The organism is Peribacillus sp. NJ11 (assembly GCF_030348405.1).
In the GTDB taxonomy this organism is placed as follows: Bacteria; Bacillota; Bacilli; order Bacillales; family DSM-1321; genus Peribacillus.
In genome coordinates, this window is sequence record NZ_JAUCFO010000001.1 from 1,519,060 (window position 1) to 1,543,854 (window position 24,795).

Sequence of the window (24,795 nt, forward strand, 5' to 3'; positions counted from 1 at the left end):
ATGCGTAAACCGATTATTGCAGGAAACTGGAAAATGAATAAAACACTATCTGAGGCGACTGCCTTCTTAGAAGAAGTGAGCAATTTGATTCCGAAGCAAGATTTAATCGATACGGTTGTATGTGCTCCAGCCTTGTTTTTGGATCAACTGGTTCAAGCAGCAAAAGGAACCGATGTGAAAATCGGGGCGCAGAACATGCACTTTGAAGAAAGTGGTGCTTTCACGGGGGAAATCAGCCCGATCGCTTTAGCTGATCTTGGTGTATCTTACGTCATACTTGGTCATTCCGAACGCCGGGAAATGTTCAACGAAACGGATGAAGCCGTTAATAAAAAAGCGCATGCAGCTTTTGCCCACCGGATGACCCCTATCGTTTGTTGCGGTGAAACACTTGAGCAAAGGGAAGCTGGCGAAACGAATGATTTCGTTGGCAGCCAGATTGAAAAAGGCTTAGCTGGATTATCAGACGAACAATTGAAACAAGCCGTCATTGCATATGAGCCGATTTGGGCGATTGGAACAGGAAAATCGTCATCTGCTCAAGATGCAAATGAAGTTTGTGCACATATCCGTTCTGTGGTTGCTGACAAATTTTCAAATGAAGCAGCCGCTGCCATCCGCATCCAGTACGGTGGTAGTGTAAAACCTGAGAATATTAAAGAGTACATGGCACAACCTGACATTGACGGTGCGTTGGTAGGCGGGGCTAGCTTGAAAACGGATTCCTTTTTACAATTGCTGGAGGCTGGTCACTATGAGTAAGTCGCCTGTGGCACTTATCATCCTGGACGGTTTTGGCTGCCGTAACGAAGAAGAAGGAAATGCTGTTTTTCATGCGAAAAAACCGAACTTTGACCGTTATTGGGAACAGTATCCGCATTCCCATTTAACTGCAAGCGGGGAAGCGGTCGGCTTGCCTGCCGGTCAAATGGGTAACTCTGAAGTGGGCCATTTGAATATCGGGGCAGGACGGATCGTTTATCAAAGTCTGACCCGTGTTAACCTGGCAATCCGTGAAGGGGAGTTTGCAGAAAACCCAACTTTGGTCGATGCCATGAGCCATACCAAGAAAAAAGGGACGGACCTTCACCTTTTCGGTCTTCTTTCAGATGGCGGCGTTCACAGTCATATTGAACATATGTATGCCCTGCTGAAATTGGCCGCTAAAGAAGGAGTTAAAAATGTATATGTACATGCATTTTTAGATGGACGTGATGTCGGACCTAAAACGGCGCAAGGTTATATTAAGGAAGCGGAAGCGAAAATGAAGGAAATCGGTGTTGGTCAGTTCGCGACCATTTCAGGAAGATATTATTCGATGGACCGTGATAAACGCTGGGAGCGTGTGGAGAAATCCTACCGTTCTATGGTGTATGGTGATGGACCTGCTTACCCTTCTGCGATGGAATGCGTTGAGGATTCCTATGAACATGGTATTTTTGACGAATTCGTGATACCTTCAGTCATAACGGCGGAAGATGGTAAACCGGTGGCGACGATTAAAGATGATGATGCCGTCATCTTTTATAACTTCCGTCCAGACCGGGCGATCCAGATTTCGAATACGTTCACGAACGAAGACTTTCGCTCATTTGACCGCGGTCCCGGACATCCGAAGTATCTCCATTTTGTCTGCTTGACACATTTTTCGGAAACAGTTGACGGATATGTTGCTTTTAAGCCGACAAATCTTGATAATACATTAGGGGAAGTACTTTCCCAAAACCAGCTTACCCAGCTTCGTATCGCTGAAACCGAAAAATATCCGCATGTGACGTTTTTCATGAGCGGCGGACGTGAAGAGAAGTTTCCTGGTGAAGAGAGGATTTTAATTAATTCTCCGAAAGTAGCTACATATGATTTACAGCCGGAAATGAGTGCTTATGAAGTGACTGATGCATTGATGGAACAAATTGAGGCTGACCGCTTCGATGCGATCCTCTTGAATTTTGCCAACCCGGACATGGTTGGTCATTCAGGGATGCTTGAGCCTACCATTAAAGCGATTGAAACCGTTGATGAATGCCTAGGCAGGATAGTCGATTTAATCGTCTCAAAAGGCGGTACGGCCATCATTACAGCTGACCATGGGAATGCTGATGAAGTCGTAACGCTCGAAGGCAACCCAATGACAGCCCATACAACGAATCCTGTGCCTGTCATTATCACTAAAAATCAGGTAACATTAAGAACAGGTGGAATCCTAGGCGATTTAGCTCCAACGATGCTTGATTTGCTTGGAGTCGAAAAACCTGTTGAAATGACAGGGAAATCCCTATTATCTAAATAAAATTGTGAATTGGAAAAGGAGAGATTTATAATGCCGTACATCGAACATGTATATGCACGTGAAGTGCTAGATTCCCGTGGTAATCCAACAATAGAAGTAGAAATCCAAACAGAGTCCGGTTACTTCGGACGTGCAATCGTACCATCAGGTGCTTCCACAGGTGAACACGAAGCGGTTGAGCTTCGTGACGGAGATAAATCTCGTTACCTGGGTAAAGGGGTACAAAAAGCAGTTGATAATGTAAATGATATCATTGCTGATGCTGTCATTGGTTTGGATGTAACGAACCAAGCAGGCCTAGACCTAACTATGATTGAATTGGATGGTACTGAAAACAAAGGGAACTTGGGAGCTAATGCAATCCTTGGTGTGTCAATGGCTGCTGCCCATGCCGCTGCGGAATTTTCAGGTTTACCATTGTATCGTTACCTTGGAGGCTTCAATGCGAAACAACTTCCAACTCCAATGATGAACATCATTAACGGCGGATCACATGCCGATAACAATGTTGACTTCCAGGAATTCATGATCCTTCCTGTAGGTGCTCCTAGCTTTAAAGAAGCGGTCCGTATGGGTGCTGAAGTATTCCATGCATTGAAATCAGTCCTTTCTGCTAAAGGCTTGAATACGGCAGTTGGCGATGAAGGTGGCTTTGCGCCAAACCTTGGTTCAAACCGTGAAGCGCTGCAAGTCATCATCGAGGCAATTGAAAAAGCAGGCTATAAAGCAGGCGAAGATATCTACCTTGGTATGGACGTAGCATCATCTGAATTCTATAACAAAGAAACAGGCAAATATGACCTTGCAGGCGAAGGTCGCAATGGCGTTACATCCGAAGAAATGGTTGCTTTCTATGAAGAGCTAGTGAATGAATTCCCTATTCTTTCCATCGAAGACGGCTTGGACGAAAATGACTGGGATGGCCACAAACTTCTAACGGAACGCATTGGTTCTAAAGTTCAATTAGTGGGTGACGATTTATTCGTAACGAACACGAAAAAATTGGCTGAAGGAATCGAAAAAGGGATCGGTAACTCCATCCTGATCAAGGTGAACCAAATTGGTACACTGACTGAAACATTTGATGCAATCGAAATGGCTAAACGCGCAGGCTACACTGCAGTCGTTTCCCACCGTTCAGGTGAAACGGAAGATGCAACGATCGCTGATATCGCCGTTGCAACAAATGCTGGACAAATCAAAACCGGTTCAATGTCCCGTACAGACCGTATCGCTAAATACAACCAACTTCTTCGCATCGAAGATCAGCTTGGTGACTTGGCTGTATATGGCGGCTTGAAATCTTTCTATAACTTGAAGAAGTAATTATTTTGAATTCGGCTTCTGACGAGAAGCGTGCGGATTCAATATAGTAATTTCTTTTCACCTCCTATTCAATGTGGCAATCCACATTCGAATAGGAGGTTTTTTATATTCATGAAGTCAGCGAAAGGGACTGGGAGGGCTGATGAACGTATTTAATCAAACGTTTGATTAATACCAATTCATAAAAAAAAGTGCCGCATCCGGGCACCTTTTTTCATTTATCCGATACAGCTTCCACTGGTACGGCATTATAGTATTCTTCTAATGTACTCTTCGTTTCAAAGATTTCAGTTGCGGCATCGACACCGACATAGCGGATGTGCCATGGTTCGTATTTATAACCTGTGATGTTTTCCTTGCCTTCAGGGTAGCGGATGATAAATCCGTATTCATGTGCATGTTCAGCAAGCCAGGCGGCTTCTTTCGTATCACCGAAGCAGTCTTGGGCGGCACATGCACCATCGTGGGTCGTGACATCAATCGCGAGTCCCGTTTCATGCTCGCTTGTCCCAGGCATTGCACTGTAGGTTTTCGCTTTTTCTTCCCCATCTTTAGCCACATAGTTATTAAAGACCGCGATCTGTGTTTGGTGTGAGCGATAAGCGGAAACGCCGGCAAAGTGCATGTTTTCTTTTTCGGCAGCCTGGAACATTACTTCAAGTGCCTTTCCCGCTTCCTCGCGCATCATTCTTTTATCAATTTTATCTTGAAAGATGAAATCCACTTTTGGGTAGATAAGGTCAGCAGGTTTGTAATCTTCAGGCAGGCTGTATTGTTTATTGACAAGTACAGGAATGCCTTCTGGATGGGCTAATGTCTGAAGGCCAGCCTGTGCAGGTTTAACCGCTTCATCAACTTCCACCTGGCGTTGGGCCGATTCTTTTTCAGCATTATTCTTGTCAGTTTCCGTCTCCGTCTCCGTATCCGGGGAGCTCGGTTGTTCTTCTTTTTGCTCTTTTTCATCATTGCTGGTCAGATCGAATGAACAGCCTGCCATCAGAATGAAAGATGATAGAGCAGTTGCTGCAAATATAGGTTTTAACATGTGAAAGGCCCCTTGCTTTTAATATAAGATTTCCAATAAAAATAGTTTTGAAAGATTATCGTGATAAGTAATCCCTTGTTAACTCACTTTGATATTTATCAAGAAATAAGCCAATCCAGACGACCATCAACAAAAAAGGATAATCATTACGGACAGCCGTTTCCACGACGGGATCGGACCAAAAGTGTGAAAGGAAACCGGATGACATCCTGATTGTCTCGAATGTGACAAGGGCATGCAGCGATAACCATAGGATCGTAAGGGTATTGGTCCCAAACCCAATGACCGCTGCTATGATGCTCAGCAAGACGGCTGCCGCCCCTATCAGGAGGACATTGAAGTCTGATTGGAAAAAGTCGATACCGCTATTGGAAAGTCCATTATAAATAATAGCAGTAAAATAAACGGTTGTCGTGATATATGCAGCAAATAATAAGTATCGATTTCCGTGATACTTTGCCAGCAGCAATAAAAGCGGTGATAGGATAATTAATAGGATACTCAAAAGATTGCTTCCGCCTGTCCATAAAGAATAGCCGGCAACTGCCGAGAATAGGATGGTCAGGAGATCAAGAATCCGAAGTATGGACTTAAACATGGTGACACCTCTTTCTCTCTTTATGCAAATTATCTCAAACTTTGTATCAAAAAGAAATAAATGACTATGGGTGTTTAGGAATTCTTTCCATTATAGTATAACAAAGATTGTGGATATTTAGTGGGTGTGGTAAAGTTAAAGTAATTGTTTATTGGTTCTTCAGGAGGTGTCATTGCATGCATGCATTTCTCATAACTCTTTTAGTGATTGTCAGTATCGCCCTCATTGTGACGGTATTGCTTCAATCAGGTAAAAGTGCAGGTTTATCAGGTGCGATTGCCGGCGGTGCCGAGCAGCTATTCGGAAAGCAAAAGGCACGCGGTTTGGACCTTGTTTTACATCGCGCAACGGTAGTATTAGCCATTTTATTCTTTGCTTTAACTTTACTTGTTGCATTCTTTGATGTGTAATGGATCAAAAATGAGTCTAGCTAAATAGCTAGGCTTTTTTCTTTGCACAATAGTTGCATGAATAGATATAGTGATTTTAGTACTTAATTATAGGATAGGGAATTTTTTTGGATTCTATTTACCGATAAAGGAGTTAAAATCATGAAAATCAAACTGCAGCAGCCCTTTACTTTTAAAGGCGGAAAAAGAGCTGTCTTACTTTTACATGGATTTACAGGGAATTCCGCAGATGTGCGGATGCTTGGCCGTTACTTGGAGAAACAGGGATACACCTGCCATGCCCCGCACTATAAAGGACATGGCGTTCCGCCGGAAGAGTTAGTGAAAACGGGTCCTTCAGATTGGTGGAAAGATGTCATGATGGCCTATGATTTTCTTAAAAGCGAAGGCCATGAAGAAATTGCTGTTGCCGGACTCTCATTAGGAGGCGTATTTTCTCTTAAATTAGGTTACACTGTACCTATAAAGGGTATCGTAACAATGTGTGCGCCTATGTATATCAAAAGTGAAGAAATGATGTATAAAGGAGTATTGGAGTACGCCAGAGAATTTAAGAAGTATGAAGGGAAAACTCAAGACCAAATTGAGCTTGAAATGGACCTCCTTGCCGATAAACCCATGAATACATTGAAAGCCCTTCAGGAATTGATAACTGATGTACGCGAGCACGTCGATCTTATTTACGCGCCGACATTTGTCGTGCAGGGTCGGCATGATGATGTTATCAATCCAAAAAGTGCCGATATTATTATTGACGCCATTGAATCACCAGTAAAAAAAATCAAGTGGTATGAAGAATCCGGTCATGTCATAACTCTTGATAAAGAACGAAACCAGTTGCATGAAGATGTATTTGAATTTTTAGAAAGTCTGGATTGGTCCGAATAACAAAATTATCATACCCTGAATAGGAGGGTTTTCATGGAAGATAACATTCAAGAACATATTAATAAGCTTCTTACGTACATGACGGATGAAGCATATAAGCCATTAACCGTACAGGAACTTGAAGAGGCTTTGAAAATAGAAGACTCGGCAGATTTCAAGAATTTCGTTAAGGCTCTAGTTAAAATGGAAGAAAAGGGACTGGTGGTCAGAACGAGAAGCAATCGTTACGGCTTGCCGCAAAAAATGAATTTGTTCCGCGGTAAATTAACGGGGCATGCAAAGGGATTCGCTTTTGTGACACCAGAAGATAACCCAGGCATGGATGATATTTTCATTCCGCCGAATGAAACGGGTACAGCGATGCATGGAGATGTCGTCATGGTACGCGTATCTTCGGAAACATCCGGCTCAAGACAAGAAGGCACGGTCATCAGAATACTTGAACGTGGTATTACACAAGTGGTCGGTACATACTCTGAAAGTAAAAGTTTTGGTTTCGTCATCCCAGATGATAAAAAGATCGCAAACGATATCTTCATTCCACAACATGCTTCCCATGGAGCGGTAGAGGGCCATAAGGTTGTCGTCAAGCTGACTTCTTATCCTGAAGGACGCGTAAGTGCTGAAGGCGAAGTCATTGAGATTCTTGGGCATAAGAATGACCCTGGTGTAGATATTCTTTCAGTGATCCATAAGTATGGTTTGCCGATGGAATTCCCGGATGACGTCATGGAGCAAGCCAATGCCGTTTCGGATACCATTCAAGAAAGTGAAATTGGCAGCCGCAGGGATTTGCGGAATGATGTTTTGGTCACGATTGATGGGGCGGATGCAAAGGACCTGGATGATGCCGTCACTGTTTCCAAACTTGAAAATGGCAACTATAAACTGGGTGTGCATATTGCTGATGTCAGCCACTATGTAACGGAAGGCTCTCCAATCGATAAGGAAGCCTTAGAAAGAGGGACGAGCGTTTATTTGGTGGACAGGGTAATTCCGATGATCCCGCATCGTTTATCGAATGGCATTTGTTCCTTGAACCCGCAAGTGGATCGTTTTACACTCTCTTGTGAAATGGAAATCACGCCAAATGGTGAAGTCGTCAACCATGAAATTTTTGAAAGTGTCATTAAGACGACGGAACGTATGACATATGGCAATGTGAACAAAATCCTTGTGGATAAAGATGAAGAACAACTCGAACGCTATGAAGCTTTGGTTCCGATGTTCCAGGACATGGAGAAGTTAGCGGCCATCCTTCGTAAAAACCGGATGAACCGCGGTGCAATCGACTTTGATTTTAATGAAGCGAAAGTTATCGTTGATGAAGAGGGACATCCGACTGATGTGGTTTTACGTGAAAGGTCGGTTGCGGAAAAGCTGATTGAAGAGTTCATGCTTGCGGCTAACGAAACCGTTGCAGAGCATTTCCATCGTCTTGATGTACCGTTCATTTACCGTATCCATGAAGATCCCAAGCCGGAAAAACTACAGCGTTTCTTTGAATTCATTACGAACTTCGGATATATTGTTCGGGGATCGGCCAATGACGTTCATCCTAAGGCGCTACAGGAAATCATTGAGGCAGTTGCCGGTAAACCGGAAGAAACGGTCATATCCACCGTCATGCTTCGTTCCATGCAACAAGCGAAATATGACCCGGAGAGCCTAGGCCACTTTGGTTTATCAGCTGAGTTTTATACACATTTCACATCACCGATTCGCCGGTACCCGGATTTGATCGTACACAGGTTGATCAGGACCTACTTGGTGGAAGGTAAACTCGATGAAGCCACGAAGGAGAAATGGCATGCCATTTTACCTGAGATTGCCGATCATACATCGAAACGTGAACGTCGCTCAGTCGATGCCGAACGGGAAACGGATGATTTGAAGAAAGCGGAATATATGCTTGATAAAATCGGCGAAGAATATACTGGGATCATTGGTTCCGTTACGAATTTCGGGATGTTCGTCGAGTTGCCGAATACCATTGAAGGTCTTGTCCATGTCAGCTTCATGACGGATGATTATTACCGCTTTGATGAGCGTCAGCTTGCAATGATCGGGGAACGTACCGGTAATGTGTTCCGGATTGGCGATGAGATCGACGTACGTGTTTCCAACGTCAATAAAGAGGAACGCGCCATCGATTTTGAAATTATCGGCATGAAGGTAAGCCGTCCGCGTCCATCTGGCGAGAAGAAAATATTCAAAGCCAATTCAGGTGAACGTAAACGTAGCCGCGGTGGCAATGGGGGACGTAACGAAGGAAAAGGCGGCGGCCGTAATGGAAATGCGCCTTCTTCCGAGAAAAAATCGAAAAAGAAGAAAAAATTCTTTGAAAATGCGCCGGCTGCCAAGCGCAAGAGAAAACCAAAAAAGAGATAAAGATTGAGGCGGGGGGATGATCATTTCATCCTCTCTCCGCGATTGGATGTAAAAAAGGGGAGAGTTAGATGCCAAAAGGCTCAGGTAAACAACTAGCACAAAATAAAAAAGCTTATCATGATTTCTTTATTGAACAAACATTTGAAGCAGGTATCGTTCTGAAAGGGACGGAAATCAAGGCAATCCGTGCCGCCCGAGTGAATTTGAAGGATGCCTTCGCTAAAATAGAAAATGGTGAAATCTATCTTCATAATATGCATGTAAGTCCTTATGAGCAGGGAAACCAGTTTAACCATGACCCGTTGCGGACACGGAAGCTACTTTTGCATAAGAAAGAAATCAGTAAACTGATCGGTGAAACAAAGGAAACAGGTTACACCATCGTCCCGTTGAAAATGTATTTAAAGAATGGCTTTGCCAAAGTTTTAATCGGACTTGGAAAAGGGAAGAAACAATATGACAAGCGTGATGACCTGAAGAAGAAGGAAGCGAAGCGTGATATTGAACGTGCTTTCCGTGATCGTCAGAAGATGTAGAACTGCCAAGACCTTACAATTGATTTTTTGAACCAATCTGTTATAATTAAACCTGTACCGATGACAATTGAATATCAGCCAACTTGCTGACTATTCTTCTCTCGTACGCTCCATTTCAATCATGGGGACGTTACGGATTCGACAGGGATAGTTCGAGCTTAAGTTGCGAGTCGAGGGGATCGGCCTCGTTAAAACGTCAACGCCTATAACTGGCAAACAAAACAACAACCTAGCTTTCGCTGCTTAATAACAGTCGATAGCTGTTCCTCCCTCCATGGCCCACGTGGTAGGGTAAGGGACTCACTCTAAGTGGGATACGCCGGAATCCACCGTCTGAGGATGAAGGAAGAGACCAATCAGACTAGCTGCTCTGCCGCCTGTCGATAGGCTAATGAGTTCGCGAAATGCGAATATATCGACTACACTCGTAGAAGCTTAAGTGCCGTTATGTCTGGACGTGGGTTCGACTCCCACCGTCTCCACCAATACATATATTGGTGGTTTTTTATTTGCGTTTTTTTCAATCAATTTGTCGAAAAATCGATAAATCGTATAATTCGTAGATAAATCAGGAGTTTTCGCTGATATATCTCCAATTTCGGAGATATATTCCCGATTTCGCAGATAAATTGTATAATCGCTATCATTTAAAGGAATATTCCCTACTGCTGTAGAATCCTTTGGGAGAAACCAAGATTGGAGCGATGAAATTGATTGTAAAAAGGCGAAAAGTTCCTCTTACTATACGTAAATTACGTGCTTTAACGCGCAGGCTTTCTCCGAATCATCCTAAAATCCCCTTAATCATCAACGATCTCAAAAAAAGGGAAGCGGGCTATAAAGGGGAATGTTCCATTGATTTTCCATTAAGCTTTCTTCAACCGAAAAGCTATTTCATCTTCCACGATTTAAGGCTGCAGGATCAGTCCCGTTTTTTTCAAATGGATACTTTATTAGTGTCGAAGAAATTCGCCCTTATCATTGAAGTGAAGAATATAGCTGGTTCGATCTATTTTGATCCGCATTTCAATCAGCTCATTCGAACGAAAGATGGAAAAGAGACGGCATTTCCAGATCCCATCGTTCAAGTCAACCGTCAGGAATCACAGTTGAAGAATTGGTTCTTGAAAAATGGCTTTCCCTCACTTCCCATCCTTTCATTGATTGTCATCAGTAATCCCCAAACAATCATCCGTACGTCTCCTGAAAACCGTAAGCTCCACTACAAAGTCATCCATCCCGATGTGCTTCCCTCAAGAATCAATCTGATGGAGCATTCCATCATAGATTCCATTTTAGGTGAAAAGGATTTGAAGAAAGTAGTTCGTATTTTAAATAAGTATCATATCGAAGCGGCCTCTTCCATTCTGGAACGATACAATCTTACCGAAGAGGACCTAATAAAAGGAGTGATATGTGAAAATTGCAAGGGGTTTCCGTTAATTAGAAGGCATGGCACCTGGTTTTGCAATCAATGCCAGCTATCCAATAAGGATGCACATATTCAGGTTTTACGAGATTATTTTCATCTATTAGGCTCGACTATAACGAATCGGCAGTTGAGGGATTTTTTAAACATTTCCTCCGCATCCAGTACAACGAGAATCTTGCAATCATTGAAATTGACAAGCAAAGGTGCGAATAAAGGGAGGGTGTACAGCCTGAATTTTGATGAGTGATTTCTGAGTGATCTTGCCTTAATCATTAAAAAAGGAATAGTTTCTATACCGTTCCTTAATAGTAAAAATCATTTCTCTATATTCACATCAACATTTTGGAAGTCCTCCAAAATAATATCTATTACTGGAAAAACCCCATCAGCTTGATAAGCTAATAAGATTTTTTTTACTGAGGCAATATGTAATTCTTCAATCTCCATATTTTTTATATCTGCCATTTTTTTCTCATTTCTTCCTTTGTGGGGTAATTTTTTGTGCCGTAAACCCACATGAAAAATCTATCTAACTCATTAACCTCTTGCTCTGTAAAGCCATGTGATAATAACTCATAATACCTAGACTTTAAATTCGGGGCCATACTATCATGTAATTTAAAAAATGCATGCTTCAATAAAAACAATTCGTATTCTAGTTCCTTAATTTTTTCTTCTTGATTCATTAAATCATCCACTCCAATGCTAATCTTATCCAATACGCTACACTTTCAGCAGTTGTTCGTTTTACTTTTGCAGCAACTAAGCCATTACGCAACAAGCTAATGCTTCATATTTTAACATTATTTAGAGTTGATGTAGCTTCATCAATTTGATTAGCAGCATCATTACCAATCCATACTCTTAAGGGCAGTTTTAACTATTATTATTAAGAGCTTCTTTTACTACCTATGCGCTGGTTGGATTTTCAATAGGAGTAATAGATCCATGGACATTATTCCATCGATCTTAATTGCTGCCAGAGTCCATCCTTTTGTTTTATTCAATATCGTCCTACATGATAGAAAAAAGACTCAAAAGAAGCATGAACTTCTCTTAAGTCTTTTTTCTGATTCTATTCTTTTAATTCCTTGCCCATTCCCTTTAGGAAGTGGACGCCAAAGCCGATTGCCCGGTTTATGTCTGGATCATTTAACGTTTTCATTAAATCCAAAACGCCGATCTTTTTATCGGCCTGAAGGAATTTGTTTCCTTCATCGATTCCTGCCAGGGCACTGTTAAGCAGTTTCGTGGATTGTGCGGCATCGGCATTCATCAAGGCTCCTGTTGCCCCCATAAGGGTATTGATCAGGTTTGTTACAGGTTGTCTTGTGACTTGTTGAAGTGCGATTTTGGCAATTTGTTCTTTTCCTTGAAGCATGGAGGTCGCAGCTTCGAATACTCCGGATTCATTCAGTTCATTGACAATTTTAAACATATTGTTTAGTGCATCTTCATTGTTGGTGATCAGCGTTTTCAGTTCTTCTAGTTTTTGAAGCTTCATTTCTTCCTCAGTAATGGGATTATGGATTTCCGTAATGGGAGCTGCCATGATCTTCACCCTCCTCGTTTATTTTTCCGTTAAGTGAACATACCCTGGACGAGCCCACTTACGTTCAACCTCGACACCGTTTTGAGGATGACGTTTTTTATTCCGTGGGTTGGTACCCGGTAATGGGATATCTCCGCTTGCACTTAATACTTCCATACGGACCATCGTCTGTTTGTAAGCGGGCGTGTTTGTACGTTGATCATAGATGGGACCAGTCAGGAAGTTAATGGCTGAGTCTTTATCGACTGAGTTCATCGGTAAAAATAGTTCATTATTTTTTACACGGTCTGTGATCAGGACTTTTAATTTAACGGCCCCGAATGGCGACACTAAGCGAACGAGTCCGCCATCACTGACTTTACGTTCTTTAGCAAGTTCTGGTGAAACCTCAACGAAAATGTCAGGTACTTTCGATTGGATGCCATTGGATTTGTTCGTCATATTTCCTTCATGGAAATGCTCGAGCATGCGTCCATTATTGATATGAAGGTCATATTCTTCTGGAAATTTATGCGGTTCCACCCAGTCAGCCAGTGCAAAGCGTGCTTTCTTATCAGGGAAATTGAAGCCATCCACATAAAGAAGCGGCGTGTTTGATCCATCATGGCTTCCCCATAGGAAGCTGTTCCATCCTTCCAGCACCTCGTAATTCGCTTGGCTGAATATTGGTGACAGGCTTGCCATTTCATCATAGATTTCACTGGGATGGGTGTAGTCCCAATTCGCACCTAAGCGGTTGGCGATCTCTTGAGTGATCTCCCAGTCCGCTTTAGAATCTCCCAAAGTTGGAAGGGCTTTATATAAACGCTGTACACGGCGCTCTGTATTGGTGAACGTTCCGTCTTTTTCAAGAGATGGAGCTCCGGGTAATACCACGTCAGCATATTGTGCTGTCCTTGAGAGGAAAATATCCTGGACAACAAAGAAATCCAATCCTGATAACACTTTATCGACATGGTTTGCATCCGCATCAACGAGTGCCATATCTTCACCTACAAGATACATGGCTTTCATGTCGCCTTTATCAATCGCTTCGAGCATTTCGATATTGTTCATGCCTGGTTTGCTGTCGATTTTCACCCCATAAGCTTTTTCGAATTTAGCGCGTGCCGCATCATCGGTAACATGCTGATATCCTGGAAGCCATGTTGGAAGGGTGCCCATATCGCAAGCGCCCTGTACATTGTTGTGGCCGCGAAGCGGATAAGCTCCCGCTCCTGGGCGACGGTAGTTACCTGTAGCTAAAAGCAGGTTGGAAATTGCAGCCGACGTATCGGAAGCACCAGTGTTTTGTGTTACGCCCATTCCCCAGAGAATGCATGTACCATCTGCATCGCGAATGCTTTCAGCTATTTGGATCAATGTTTTTTTTGAAATACCTGTGTTCAGTTCTGCATATTCCAGGGTATATTTCTCAAGTACTTCTTTATAATCATCAAAGAAGTTAACATTTTCATTGATGAATTCTTGATCATGCCAGCTTTGATCGATCATATATTTTGTAACGGCCATCAGCCAAACTTGGTCTGTACCTTGTTTTGGACTGATATGGATGTCAGAACGCTCGGCCATTTCATTTTTACGAATGTCCGCAACGATCAGTTTCTGTCCGTGAAGCTTATGGGCCCGTTTAACTCGAGTCGCCAGAACCGGATGTCCTTCTGCCGGGTTAGCCCCAACGATGATGACGAGACCTGCGGCGGCGATATCTTTAATCGTACCAGCATCTCCACCCATGCCGACTGTACGGAACAATCCGTCTGTTGCCGGGGATTGGCAATAACGAGAGCAATTGTCGACGTTATTCGTTTCAAACATTTGCCGTGCAAGTTTTTGAATTACATAGTTTTCTTCATTCGTGATCTTGGATGAGGAAATGAAGCCTACTGAATTTCCACCGTATTGCTGTTTGATCGAACCGAGTCTGGATGCAACCAAATCAAGTGCTTCATCCCAGCTTGATTCAACGAATCTTCCATTTTTACGAATCAGGGGCTTGGTCAAACGTTTTTCCGAGTTTACGAAGTCCCAACCGAATTTTCCTTTAACACAAGTGGAAATCGCATTAACGGGGCCTTCATGAGTAGGTTCGACTTTAAGGATTTTACGGCCTTTGGTCCAGACTTCGAATGTGCATCCTACCCCACAGAACGTACAGACCGTTTTTGTCTTCTTCGTCCGTGTTTCACGCATTGCCGCTTCAATTTCCGAAATGGCAAAAATCCCGCTGTATCCAGGTTCCACTTCTTTAACAAGGTCAATCATTGGTTCAAGCATATCGTTTTTCAAACCTGACATGAAACCAGCCTCACCAAGCATCGATTTTTCCATTAAAGCATTACAAGGACAAATGGTTACACACTGTCCGCAGCCTACACAAGATGAGTTATTGATTTCCGTTCCTTCATCCCAGATTACCCGAGGGCGTTCTGCTTCCCAGTCGATGGACAGAGTCTCATTGACCTGAAGGTTTTGGCAGACTTCAACACACTGCCCGCATGCGATGCATTGATTGGCATCATAGCGATAAAACGGATGGGACATATCGACGGCACCCAATTCCACTTTAGGTGTGTAAGGATATTTTTGGTGCTCAATTTCCATTAATTCTGCTGTGTTATGCAGTTTACAATTTCCGTTATTATTATCACATACAGTACAGTATAAAGAATGATTTTCCAGGATACGGTCCATGGCTTCGGTTTGGGCTTCTTTTGCCTTGTTTGAGTCCAAGGCAATATCCATGCCGTTCATTGCAGGTGTGGAACATGATCGGACGAGTTTCCCGTTAACCTCGACGATGCATGTGTCGCACGTTTGGATCGGATCCACTTCAGGTACATAACAAATCTGTGGATGGGCTATCTCATTTTGATTGATGACTTCCAGTATTGTCGCACCGTTTTTAGCGGTATAATCCATTCCATTGATTTTGATGGTGATGTTTGAATCGCTCATTATATATCCCCCTTTTATAGCCAAAAACACGCAAAAAACCACCATGATCACACCTCCGGCTCTGAACGGAAGTGTAGGTCATGGTGGAATAGTTTAATAGCAATGCTTGCCAATATACCAATCCATACCATAATGGATAATTTTAAAAAAGATGGGGACACAACAGTACACTATTATGCTCCCAACTTTCCTCTTTGATATTATAACTTTAATTTTAAGGAGAAACAATCCTTGATGGAGGTTATCATTCCCAAATGCCTTTCGTTTTTCTTCGCGTTGTTTTATGATAAGACAATTGAGAACTTAATTTCCTTGAATTGGAGTGACGTAAGGGTGTCAAAAGGTATTCATGAATTCAATGATATGATTCGTAAGCTGCGCAAGGAACTCTTCGGTAAAGGACCAGACCGCATACACACGGTTTTCGTCGATAATATGGCCGTTACTACACTATATGGGAATTTGACTCCTACGGAAATGTTCATATCAAGATCAGAGGAAGGAAGGGACATGGTCCATTCAGCACGAACCAAAATGATACAGGATGTGTATTCAGAGAGTCCTCCTGATGGAATGGAAGAACTGGTTGGAGCTAAACTGGTCCATTTGTTTTCAGACATCAAAATCAAAGAGAACATAGCGATTTCCGTATTTGTATTTGATAAGAATATTGCTGACAAACTCAACGGGCATTGACCATGTTCCTTACATATTGGTCAATTGGCTCCTGGATATTAAAAGGAGTGGGAACATGAAAGCGATTGAAATGAAGAGGGACATCATCCGGATAACCAAAGGTAACATGGAGCGAACGGAAGATACGGTCGTAACGGAGTTTCCCGTTACTGTGAAAATAAATGGCCAGGAATTTGTCACGATGGTTTGTACACCTGAATACATCGAAGATATGGTGATTGGTTATTTGGCTTCGGAAGGCATCATCAAAAAATATGAAGAGATAACAGGAATCTGGGTCCAGGAAAAAGAAGGCTTTGTCCATGTGAAGACGGATAAAGTGAACCCTTACTACCAGGACTTTCAAAATAAGCGGTATATCACATCTTGCTGCGGGATGAGCAGACAGGGATTCGTCTTTGTGAATGATGCATTGACTGCCAAGAAAATGGATCATGTTTCGGTAAAATTGACTCCTGATGACTGCTTCCGCTTGATGAAGGATTTACAAAATTCTGCTGTCACCTTCCAGAATACAGGCGGAGTTCACAATGCCGCATTATGTGATGTCGATGGCCTCGTATTAAGCAGGATGGACATTGGAAGGCATAACGCCTTGGACAAAATATACGGCCATTGCTTGAAAAATGGTATTTCGATAGAAGGGAAAGCCATCGTGTTCAGCGGCCGGATTTCATCGGAAATTCTCTTGAAAGTGGCGAAGATCGGCTGTGAACTGATACTCTCGAAATCCGCTCCAACCGAATTGGCTTTGGAGTTGGCTGAAGGATTGGGGATCACCACGGTCGGGTTCATTCGTAATGATTCACTGAATATCTATACCTGCCCTGAAAGAATTCAATTGAATGACTGATTATCCTCCGCTGAAAGATGCTGCTCCTAAGGCGGGTTGGGGAATGCGCTTTAAGGGAAAGTCCTTGCCGGCATGGCTTGGGCTTTTTTGTCTTTGTAAAAGGATATATCCATCAGGCCTTTTGTGATACAGTTTGGATAAAGCATTCAAGGAAAAGCGTATCGGGGGAAGGGTTATGAACGAAAGGGATTGGCATATTTTAAAGGTGTTGCATGAACACAAGAATATTACTAAAACGGCGCAAAGTTTATATATCTCGCAACCCTCTCTAACGAAACGAATTCAACAAATAGAGAAGGAATTCAATTTAAAGATTGTAGAGCGGGGAACAAGAGGAGTGCAGTTCACCCCTCAAGGGGAGTATCTGGCCATCTGTGCAGATGAGATGCTGATCCGGCTCCGTCAGATAAAAGAGACAGCGTTCAATATGGGTCAGGAGATCAGTGGAACATTACGGCTGGGTGTTTCCAACTATATTACGCTGCATAAATTGCCTGGCCTGTTAAAAATATTCCGTGAGCGATATCCTAAAGTGGATTTCCAGGTGACTACCGGATGGAGTAAAGAAGTACTGAACCTCATTTATAAGGAAGAAGTGCATGTCGGGATCGTTCGGGGGGACTATCAATGGTCCGGGTCAAGGCACCATCTTTTTGAGGAAACGATTTGTATTGCTTCTAAGGAAAAAATAGAGGTCCGGGACCTGCCTTCATTGCCGAGGATCGATTATGGGACCGATGCCCTTTTAAAAACAATGATCGATAATTGGTGGAGAGACAATTTTGCAGGACCTCCATTGGTGGGGATGGAAGTGGACAAAGGGGATACATGCAAAGAAATGGTCAGGAATGGGTTGGGGTATGGGATTCTTCCTAGCGTTTTATTGGAGAAATACCAAAATCTCCGTCAATGGGACCTTTTGGATAAGCAAGGTAATCCCCTTATTAGGAATACGTGGATGTTATATCATGAAAAGTCGCTGGAATTAAAACTGGTCAAAGAGTTTGTCCAATTTGTCAAAGGTGTCGATTTCATGAGGGATATTTAAATGAAGCGCAGAAACTTCTGTGCTTTTTCATCATTCCATTTTTGAATGGTTAACGATAATTTATTAGTATTTTAATTATGGTTTTCCCGGCATTATGATAGATGGGAGATATAAATCATCAGGACCTTGCCTATGGAATGGAGAGGAAGTCAAATGAGTGTCCTATTTCTAATCGTATTGAATGTCATTGTGCCGGTCTTTTTCCTTATAGGGGCGGGGGCCATCCTTCATCGTAAATTCAAACTGGATATGAATACGCTGTCTAAATTGAATCACTTCCTGCTCATGCCGGCCATTAGCTTTGTCAATATCTATCAAAGCAACATGGGCGGGGGGATGATTGTCCAGATATTCAGCTTCCTTGCTCTTCAAGCATTAAGCCTCATCATCGTGAGTACAGTGATTGCTAAACTTGCCCGATTTGATCAAAGTCTTTCTGCCACGTTTAAAAATAGTGTGGTCCTGAATAACTCAGCCAATTTCGGGTTACCCGTCAGCCAGATGGTTTTTCATGGCAATCCTCTTGGCCTGTCGATCCAAGTCATCGTGATCATTTTTCAAAACCTGTTGACCTATACCTATGGATTGATGAATTCCGTTTCCGTCCATACAAAAAGTGCAAAGGGTGCCATTCGTGAGTTTTTGAAGAATCCAGTCATTTATGCTCTATTACTCGGTTTTCTTTTACAGGCTGCTTCTTTCGATATTCCTCTGTTCTTATGGACCCCGATCGATAATATCGCGAGTGCTTTCATAGCGATTGCCCTGATTACATTGGGTGCTCAGAGTGCCTACTTGAAAATTACGCATTTCCCGCTTCCGCTTATCCTTAGCTTGATTGGACGCTTAATACTCTCACCATCCATCGCATTCCTTATCATTCTCATGCTGGGATTGGAAGGGACTGTCGCTCAGGGATTATTCATCGCAAGCTCATTTCCAACATCAAGAAACAGCGCATTATTCGCTTTGGAATATGATAACCATCCGGAATATGCGGCACAGGCGGTCTTGATGTCGACTTTATTCAGCAGTATAACGGTAACGATGGTCGTATATCTATCAAAAATACTATTTTAGCAGGGCTGCTCTCATGGGCAGTCTTTTCCCAATGTCTCCCCATAAAACTTTATGAACAATATGGAGATTATGGAATTTATGTATTTTAGGTGGATAATTAAAGATGTGGAAGATATTTTTGTAGAATTAAGAAAACGCTTTCAAAAGGGGGATTCATATGTTTTCTCGTAAAAAGATTTCTGCAGTCATATTGGCAGGTTCGTTAGCTTTAAGTTTAGGTGCATGCAGCAGTTCGGATACGTCGGGAGAAAAGAAAGAAAGTACAGGTTATCCGAAAAAGGCCATAACGATCGTTGCTCCGTCGGGTGCAGGCGGGGGATGGGATTTAACCGCCCGTTCATTTACTAAGGTCTTGGCTGAGACAAAACTGGTGGACCAGCCATTAACCGTTGAAAACAAACCCGGTGGCGGGGGTGCTGTCTTCATGGCGGATTATGCAACACAGCAAGCGGATAATAATGACATGCTGTTCGTGAATTCACCGCCTGTCATCATCAATAACCTTAAAAAAGAGGGCAACAGTCCTTATGGATATAAAAATACGACTCCTTTGGCGCAGCTGACAAAGGATTATGGAGCGATAGTGGTAAAGGCGGATTCTGAATTCAAGGATTTGAAATCAGTGCTGGAAGTGGTGAAGAAAGATCCGCGTAAGTTAACTTTTGCAGGAGGATCGGCTCCGGGATCCATGGATCATTTGATTTCCATTCTTCCAGCCTATGAATATGGTTTGAATCCAACAGAACTTAAGTACGTCTCGTACGACGGTGGCGGGGAAGCGATTACGGCATTGCTTGGTGGAAATGCGGATGTAATCGGAACGGATGCATCCAGTGTCAGGGAATTTTTAAAGGCAGGAAAGATTAGAGTGTTGGCCGTAACCTCGACTGAACGTTTGGGTGGAGATCTAAAAGACATACCGACTGCAAAGGAACAGGGTGTTGATGCGGAATTCACGATTTGGAGAGGCGTTTTTGGACCTCAGAATATGTCCGAGGAAGCGAAAACCTTTTGGGACGGATCCATTGCAAAGTTAGTGGAAACTTCTGAATGGAAAAAGGAAGTGGAAGTTCAAGGATGGGAACAAGAATATAAAAATAGTGAAGAATTCAGCAAGTTTTTAGAAGAACAGGAGAAACAGGTACAGCAATTATTGGAAGCTTTAGGCATGGAAAAATAATGGAGAAGAAGGAGGTGCTTTCACCTTCTTCTTATTTTCTGAAATGGAGGGATAAGGATGGACGTGAAATTTGATCGCTTTGCATCTGTAGCCTTTCTGGCTGTCGGAGTGCTGTTTATGATTGGAAGCAGGAAACTGGCCAGTTCTTCTTATGGAAGTTCGGTAGGACCGGACATTTTCCCTTTTGTACTGGGGCTCGTCCTTGCTGCTTTAAGCATTCGCTTGTTCTATGAGTCATATCGGGGCAAGAGGCAGGAATCGAGTAAGGAAAAGTTTGAATATAAGCCCTTTATCATCATTGTACTCTCCACATTGATTTATATTTTGACATTGGAAACGATAGGATATGTCATTACGACCTTCCTCTTTTTGTTTGTTTGCTTTCAAACGATGGAACGGAATAAGTGGGTGACATCGCTCATCATATCCGCAGGGTTTTCCGGAATCATCTATTTTTTATTCGTGAATGTTTTAAAGGGAACACTGCCGGGTTGGCCAATCTGGTTTTCATAAAAGGAAGGGGGATGGCAAGTGGGCACTTTTGATTATTTAATTCAAGGATTTGAAACGGCACTTACATGGTATAACATACTTTTTGCATTTGTCGGAGTATTGATTGGAACGGCAGTTGGCGTTTTGCCGGGAATCGGGCCGATGAGCGGTGTGGCTCTTTTAATTCCGGTAACTGCTTCCATTACAGGCGGACTTCCACCAGAGCAAGCGGCGACAAGCGCCATCATTTTACTTGCTGGTGTTTATTATGGAGCGATGTATGGAGGGTCGACAACTTCCATCTTATTGAATACACCGGGCGAATCTTCTTCTGTCGTCACCACATTGGATGGCTACCAAATGGCGAAGAAGGGCAGAGCGGGGAGTGCTTTATCCATATCGGCCATCGGTTCTTTCGTTGGAGGGATCGTCACCCTTATCGCCATGATTGCCTTAGCTCAGCCATTATCGACGATTGCCATCAAATTCGGTCCGGCTGAGTATTTTTCGCTCATGCTTCTAGGGCTGGCGGCTGTCAGTGGTCTCGCCGGAAAATCCGTAACCAAGGCACTGATCATGACGGTTTGCGGTTTGTTGATCGCGACGATCGGCATTGATAATGTATCAGGCATCGCCCGTTTTACATTCGATATACCATGGCTATATCAAGGGGTCGAATTCCTGACGATTGCAGTGGGACTATTCGCCCTTGGAGAAGTATTCAAGACAATCTTGGAAAAAGAAGAGGAAGATGGGGAAATCGCGAAAATCAATAATTTGATTCCTTCCAAAGAAGAATTCAAGGAATCTGCGGGTCCCATTGCCCGGGGATCGCTCTTGGGTTTCTTTGTAGGAATCCTGCCTGGTGCAGGGGCCACTCTTGCTTCTTTCTTCTCATACCTTATGGAAAAACGGATTTCAAAAAAACCTGGGAAATTTGGTACGGGGACGATTGCTGGAGTGGCTGGACCTGAAACGGCCAATAACGCGGCATCCGGGGGGGCGATGATCCCATTATTGACACTGGGAATTCCAGGTTCCGGTACAACGGCCATTTTAATGGGGGCGCTCATGATGTACAATGTTCAGCCAGGTCCATTATTATTCGAGGATCATCCTCAGGTGGCCTGGGGTCTCATCGCCAGTATGTTCATTGGGAATTTGATGCTCCTCATCCTTAATCTCCCGCTCGTTAAGGTTTTTGCGAAAATCATTGAAACGCCAAAGAAATATTTGATTCCGATCATTATCGCGATTTCCATTTTTGGCGTTTATGCGGTACAAGTATCGACTTATGATTTATTGCTATTATTAGGATGCGGGGTCTTGGGATATTTCTTAAGTAAAAATGATTATCCAATCGCCCCATTGGTATTAGGGCTGGTTTTAGGGCCGATGATAGAAAATAATATGCGCAGGGCATTGACGATATCCGATGGGGATTACAGTTTGTTTTTCACTCGGCCGCTTTCCCTGACCTTCCTGATTGTAACGGCATTATGGCTGCTCATTCCGGTTTTACTTAAGAAGAGAGGGAAGGATGTTGTTATCAATATTGAAGGTTAATGCATATTTTCTGAATGTTATGAAAAAACCCCTTTTTTAAAGGGGTTTTTTTTTATATGATGTAGAAGAGGTGATTGAATGCGTTTACACACCAAGTTGATGCTGGGCATCTGTACGTTAATCATCTTAATGGGTGGAATCTTTGAAGTTATTTTTATAAATATCTTAGAAAATAACCTGAAACAGGAAACAGGGGAAAAAGCATTGTCGGTTGCCCAGACCATTTCTTTGCTGCCTGAAATTAAACAAGCTTTTCGAAATGATAATCCTTCTGTAATCATTCAGCCCATTGCGGAAAAGATTCGCAGGCAGATCGATGCGGAATTTATAGTAATAGGAGATGAGAATGAAAAACGGCTGTCCCATCCAGATCCTAACTTGATCGGGAAGAAAATGGTAGGGGGAGATAATGGCGAGGTTTGGAATGGGAAATCCATCATCACGGAGTCAACTGGGACATTGGGTCCTTCCATAAGGGGGAAATCCCCGATAATGGCAAATGGAAAAGTCATTGGTGTAGTCTCTGTTGGCTACCTTCAGGATGATATTGAAAAAGAAGTGTCCAGAATACAAAGAAAGATAGTATGGACCATCTCTTTTATCTTAATCGGAGGTCTATTGATAGCCTTTTTCATTTCATTCAATATAAAAAAGGCGATATTGGGACTGGAGCCAAAAGAGATTGCCTGGATGTTTCAAGAGAAGCATGCCATTTTGGAATCGATTCATGAAGGTATCATTGCCATTGATGTTCATGGGAGAATCACCGTCGTCAATGAAACGGCGCATAAAATCCTACATATCCCTAAAGACATCATGCTTCGCGGGCAAAAAATTGAAGAAGTCATAACGAATACACATTTGCTTGATGTAGTCAGCACGGCACAGGCCGAGTATGATCAAGAATTCATGATTGACGGTGAAATTTTTTTGGCTAGCCGGATTCCCATTTTGAATGGACAGGGTGAAGTCATCGGTGCGGTTGCAAGTTTGAGGAATAAATCTGAACTATCCAATCTCCTTCAAGAACTATCACATGTTAAGGCTTATGCAGAAGGGCTGAGGGCCCAGACACATGAATATTCCAATCGGCTTTATACTTTACTAGGTTTGATTCAACTGGGATCCCATAAAGAAGCGATGGATTTCATATCGAAGGAAGTCGATGTTACCCAAGGCTTCATTCACTTTCTCATGAAGGAAGTTCCTGATCCAATTATTGCTGGGTTCATCCTAGGGAAGGTAAGTTTAGCCAGCGAGCTGAAAATTGATTTTACAATTGATAGAGAGAGCAGTTTTAAGGATATTCCGTCCGAAATAGATCGGGATTTATTAGTTACGATCATCGGCAACCTTATCAATAATGCCTTCGAAGCTGTACGGGAAAACGAAAGGGAGGAAAAAAGGGTTTCGTTATTCGTCACGGACTTGGGTAAAGAGCTGATCATCGAAGTTGAAGATAATGGAAGAGGAATGAATTCGGATGTTACCGAACGGATTTTCCAGAACGGTTTTACGACGAAAAATCATCAAACAAATTCAGGTATAGGGTTGAGCCTAGTTCAGGAAGCGATTGATGGATTAGGAGGATCTATCACTTTTTCGACGAAAGAAGGGGAATATACGATCTTTACCGTAGCCATACCAAAAAACAGAGGGGGGATTAAATGAAGGCCAATCGCGATATAGAAGTTTTGATCGTAGAAGATGACTTACGGATTGCCGAGATACAAAAGCTATTCATCGAAAAAATCGAGGGGTTTCAAACGGTCGGGATCGCGTCAAGTTATGTCGAGGCTAAAAGCTTCATTGAAATCATGCAGCCGGATCTATTACTGCTCGATATGTACTTTCCGGATATGAATGGGCTCGATATCTTGAAAGAAATCAAGCAGCAAAGCAAACAAATGGATGTCATTATGATAACGGCAGCTAAAGAAATCGAAAAAGTCCAGGAAGCCATCAAAATCGGCATATTTGATTATATTATCAAGCCTGTCGCATTTGAGCGTTTCAAGCAGTCCTTGTGCCGATATCAAGAGTATTATATAAAATTGTCTGAAATGGAAAAGGGCAATTTCCCCGTAACGCAGCAACAGGTTGATAAGCTTTTACGGAAGGAAATGAATGAAAAGGAAAGGGAAAAGACTTCACTGCCAAAAGGGATCGATCGGATGACCTTGGAGAAGGTGATGGTTGTGTTGGGGAAAGCCTCCCCTGGGTTAACTGCCGAGATAGTGGCAAAGGAAATCGGAGTGAGCAGGACAACGGCAAGACGTTATCTTGAACACTTGATATCCGAGGAAAAAATTGATGCCGATTTAACCTATGGCACGGTAGGCCGGCCAGAACGGGTTTACGCCATCAAGTTTTGAATGGGTTCGCCAGGTGGCGGATCTTTTTTTTGTGTTTAATCGAATAAATATTTGGCTGTATTTGAATCGGCATTCGGAT

At 42.8% G+C, this 24,795-nt stretch carries 23 protein-coding genes and 1 other RNA gene; 18 read left to right on the forward strand and 6 right to left on the reverse strand.

Annotated features, from left to right (window positions below):
* From tpiA to eno, 3 genes are read left to right on the forward strand one after another with little or no spacing between them, the layout of a single operon-like run.
* Positions 1–762 (forward strand): triose-phosphate isomerase, encoded by a 762-nt coding sequence (tpiA, locus tag QUF86_RS07425; protein WP_289314431.1) that lies wholly within the window; start codon positions 1–3, stop codon positions 760–762.
* Entirely contained in the window at positions 755–2,290 is a 1,536-nt protein-coding gene (gene gpmI, locus QUF86_RS07430; RefSeq protein ID WP_289333940.1) for a 2,3-bisphosphoglycerate-independent phosphoglycerate mutase, read from the forward strand. The genes tpiA and gpmI overlap by 8 nt, the downstream gene beginning before the upstream one ends.
* A gap of 30 nt (positions 2,291–2,320) precedes the next feature.
* Complete coding sequence (gene eno / locus QUF86_RS07435) at positions 2,321–3,616, forward strand: phosphopyruvate hydratase (RefSeq protein WP_144478107.1); 1,296 nt, start codon at positions 2,321–2,323, stop codon at positions 3,614–3,616.
* 214 nt (positions 3,617–3,830) lie between these two features.
* On the opposite strand, the gene QUF86_RS07440 is transcribed toward eno, so the two are convergent.
* Together QUF86_RS07440 and QUF86_RS07445 are read right to left on the reverse strand one after the other, a co-directional pair.
* Complete coding sequence (locus QUF86_RS07440) at positions 3,831–4,661, reverse strand: M15 family metallopeptidase (RefSeq protein WP_289333941.1); 831 nt, start codon at positions 4,659–4,661, stop codon at positions 3,831–3,833.
* A gap of 55 nt (positions 4,662–4,716) precedes the next feature.
* The gene (locus QUF86_RS07445) at positions 4,717–5,259 is read right to left on the reverse strand and encodes a hypothetical protein (protein ID WP_289314434.1); all 543 of its coding nucleotides are present in this window, start codon (positions 5,257–5,259) and stop codon (positions 4,717–4,719) included.
* A gap of 176 nt (positions 5,260–5,435) precedes the next feature.
* Between QUF86_RS07445 and secG the strand changes: the two genes are divergently transcribed.
* The 6 genes from secG (at position 5,436) to QUF86_RS07475 (ending at position 11,163) form a co-directional block, all read left to right on the forward strand.
* Complete coding sequence (gene secG / locus QUF86_RS07450; protein ID WP_061465545.1) at positions 5,436–5,669, forward strand: preprotein translocase subunit SecG; 234 nt, start codon at positions 5,436–5,438, stop codon at positions 5,667–5,669.
* 141 nt (positions 5,670–5,810) lie between these two features.
* Entirely contained in the window at positions 5,811–6,557 is a 747-nt protein-coding gene (locus QUF86_RS07455; RefSeq protein ID WP_289314435.1) for an alpha/beta hydrolase, read from the forward strand.
* Between the two features lie 33 nt (positions 6,558–6,590).
* Entirely contained in the window at positions 6,591–8,948 is a 2,358-nt protein-coding gene (gene rnr / locus QUF86_RS07460) for a ribonuclease R (protein WP_289333942.1), read from the forward strand.
* 68 nt (positions 8,949–9,016) lie between these two features.
* Positions 9,017–9,484, forward strand: a complete 468-nt coding sequence (smpB, locus tag QUF86_RS07465) for an SsrA-binding protein SmpB (protein ID WP_057912049.1) — start codon at positions 9,017–9,019, stop codon at positions 9,482–9,484.
* Positions 9,485–9,607: 123 nt separating this feature from the next.
* Positions 9,608–9,969, forward strand: a transfer-messenger RNA (tmRNA) gene (gene ssrA / locus QUF86_RS07470).
* Positions 9,970–10,194: 225 nt separating this feature from the next.
* The gene (locus tag QUF86_RS07475; RefSeq protein ID WP_289333943.1) at positions 10,195–11,163 is read left to right on the forward strand and encodes a nuclease-related domain-containing protein; all 969 of its coding nucleotides are present in this window, start codon (positions 10,195–10,197) and stop codon (positions 11,161–11,163) included.
* Between the two features lie 68 nt (positions 11,164–11,231).
* Here QUF86_RS07475 and QUF86_RS07480 read toward each other — a convergent pair whose 3' ends face one another.
* The 4 genes from QUF86_RS07480 to fdhF all read right to left on the reverse strand — a co-directional run bounded on the left by QUF86_RS07480 (position 11,232) and on the right by fdhF (position 15,426).
* The gene (locus QUF86_RS07480; RefSeq protein ID WP_289333944.1) at positions 11,232–11,381 is read right to left on the reverse strand and encodes a hypothetical protein; all 150 of its coding nucleotides are present in this window, start codon (positions 11,379–11,381) and stop codon (positions 11,232–11,234) included.
* Positions 11,369–11,602 (reverse strand): hypothetical protein, encoded by a 234-nt coding sequence (locus tag QUF86_RS07485; RefSeq protein WP_289333945.1) that lies wholly within the window; start codon positions 11,600–11,602, stop codon positions 11,369–11,371. Before QUF86_RS07485 ends, QUF86_RS07480 begins: the two co-directional genes overlap by 13 nt.
* A gap of 389 nt (positions 11,603–11,991) precedes the next feature.
* The gene (locus tag QUF86_RS07490; RefSeq protein WP_289333946.1) at positions 11,992–12,468 is read right to left on the reverse strand and encodes a helical membrane plugin domain-containing protein; all 477 of its coding nucleotides are present in this window, start codon (positions 12,466–12,468) and stop codon (positions 11,992–11,994) included.
* An 18-nt stretch (positions 12,469–12,486) separates the two neighbouring features.
* The gene (fdhF, locus tag QUF86_RS07495; RefSeq protein WP_289333947.1) at positions 12,487–15,426 is read right to left on the reverse strand and encodes a formate dehydrogenase subunit alpha; all 2,940 of its coding nucleotides are present in this window, start codon (positions 15,424–15,426) and stop codon (positions 12,487–12,489) included.
* Positions 15,427–15,759: 333 nt separating this feature from the next.
* Between fdhF and QUF86_RS07500 the strand changes: the two genes are divergently transcribed.
* The 9 genes from QUF86_RS07500 to QUF86_RS07540 all read left to right on the forward strand — a co-directional run bounded on the left by QUF86_RS07500 (position 15,760) and on the right by QUF86_RS07540 (position 24,716).
* The gene (locus QUF86_RS07500) at positions 15,760–16,122 is read left to right on the forward strand and encodes a Na-translocating system protein MpsC family protein (RefSeq protein WP_289318270.1); all 363 of its coding nucleotides are present in this window, start codon (positions 15,760–15,762) and stop codon (positions 16,120–16,122) included.
* A gap of 55 nt (positions 16,123–16,177) precedes the next feature.
* Positions 16,178–16,975, forward strand: a complete 798-nt coding sequence (gene fdhD / locus QUF86_RS07505; protein WP_289333948.1) for a formate dehydrogenase accessory sulfurtransferase FdhD — start codon at positions 16,178–16,180, stop codon at positions 16,973–16,975.
* 175 nt (positions 16,976–17,150) lie between these two features.
* Entirely contained in the window at positions 17,151–18,023 is an 873-nt protein-coding gene (locus tag QUF86_RS07510) for a LysR family transcriptional regulator (protein WP_289333949.1), read from the forward strand.
* Between the two features lie 153 nt (positions 18,024–18,176).
* Positions 18,177–19,103, forward strand: a complete 927-nt coding sequence (locus QUF86_RS07515; RefSeq protein WP_289314443.1) for an AEC family transporter — start codon at positions 18,177–18,179, stop codon at positions 19,101–19,103.
* Positions 19,104–19,260: 157 nt separating this feature from the next.
* Positions 19,261–20,283, forward strand: coding sequence for a Bug family tripartite tricarboxylate transporter substrate binding protein (locus tag QUF86_RS07520; RefSeq protein ID WP_289314444.1), 1,023 nt, complete (start codon positions 19,261–19,263; stop codon positions 20,281–20,283).
* Between the two features lie 57 nt (positions 20,284–20,340).
* Positions 20,341–20,796, forward strand: a complete 456-nt coding sequence (locus QUF86_RS07525; RefSeq protein WP_289314445.1) for a tripartite tricarboxylate transporter TctB family protein — start codon at positions 20,341–20,343, stop codon at positions 20,794–20,796.
* A gap of 18 nt (positions 20,797–20,814) precedes the next feature.
* Entirely contained in the window at positions 20,815–22,341 is a 1,527-nt protein-coding gene (locus QUF86_RS07530; protein WP_289314446.1) for a tripartite tricarboxylate transporter permease, read from the forward strand.
* A gap of 78 nt (positions 22,342–22,419) precedes the next feature.
* Positions 22,420–24,012, forward strand: coding sequence for an ATP-binding protein (locus QUF86_RS07535; protein ID WP_289333950.1), 1,593 nt, complete (start codon positions 22,420–22,422; stop codon positions 24,010–24,012).
* Positions 24,009–24,716 (forward strand): response regulator, encoded by a 708-nt coding sequence (locus QUF86_RS07540; RefSeq protein WP_289333951.1) that lies wholly within the window; start codon positions 24,009–24,011, stop codon positions 24,714–24,716. Before QUF86_RS07535 ends, QUF86_RS07540 begins: the two co-directional genes overlap by 4 nt.
* Positions 24,717–24,795: the final 79 nt, after the last annotated feature.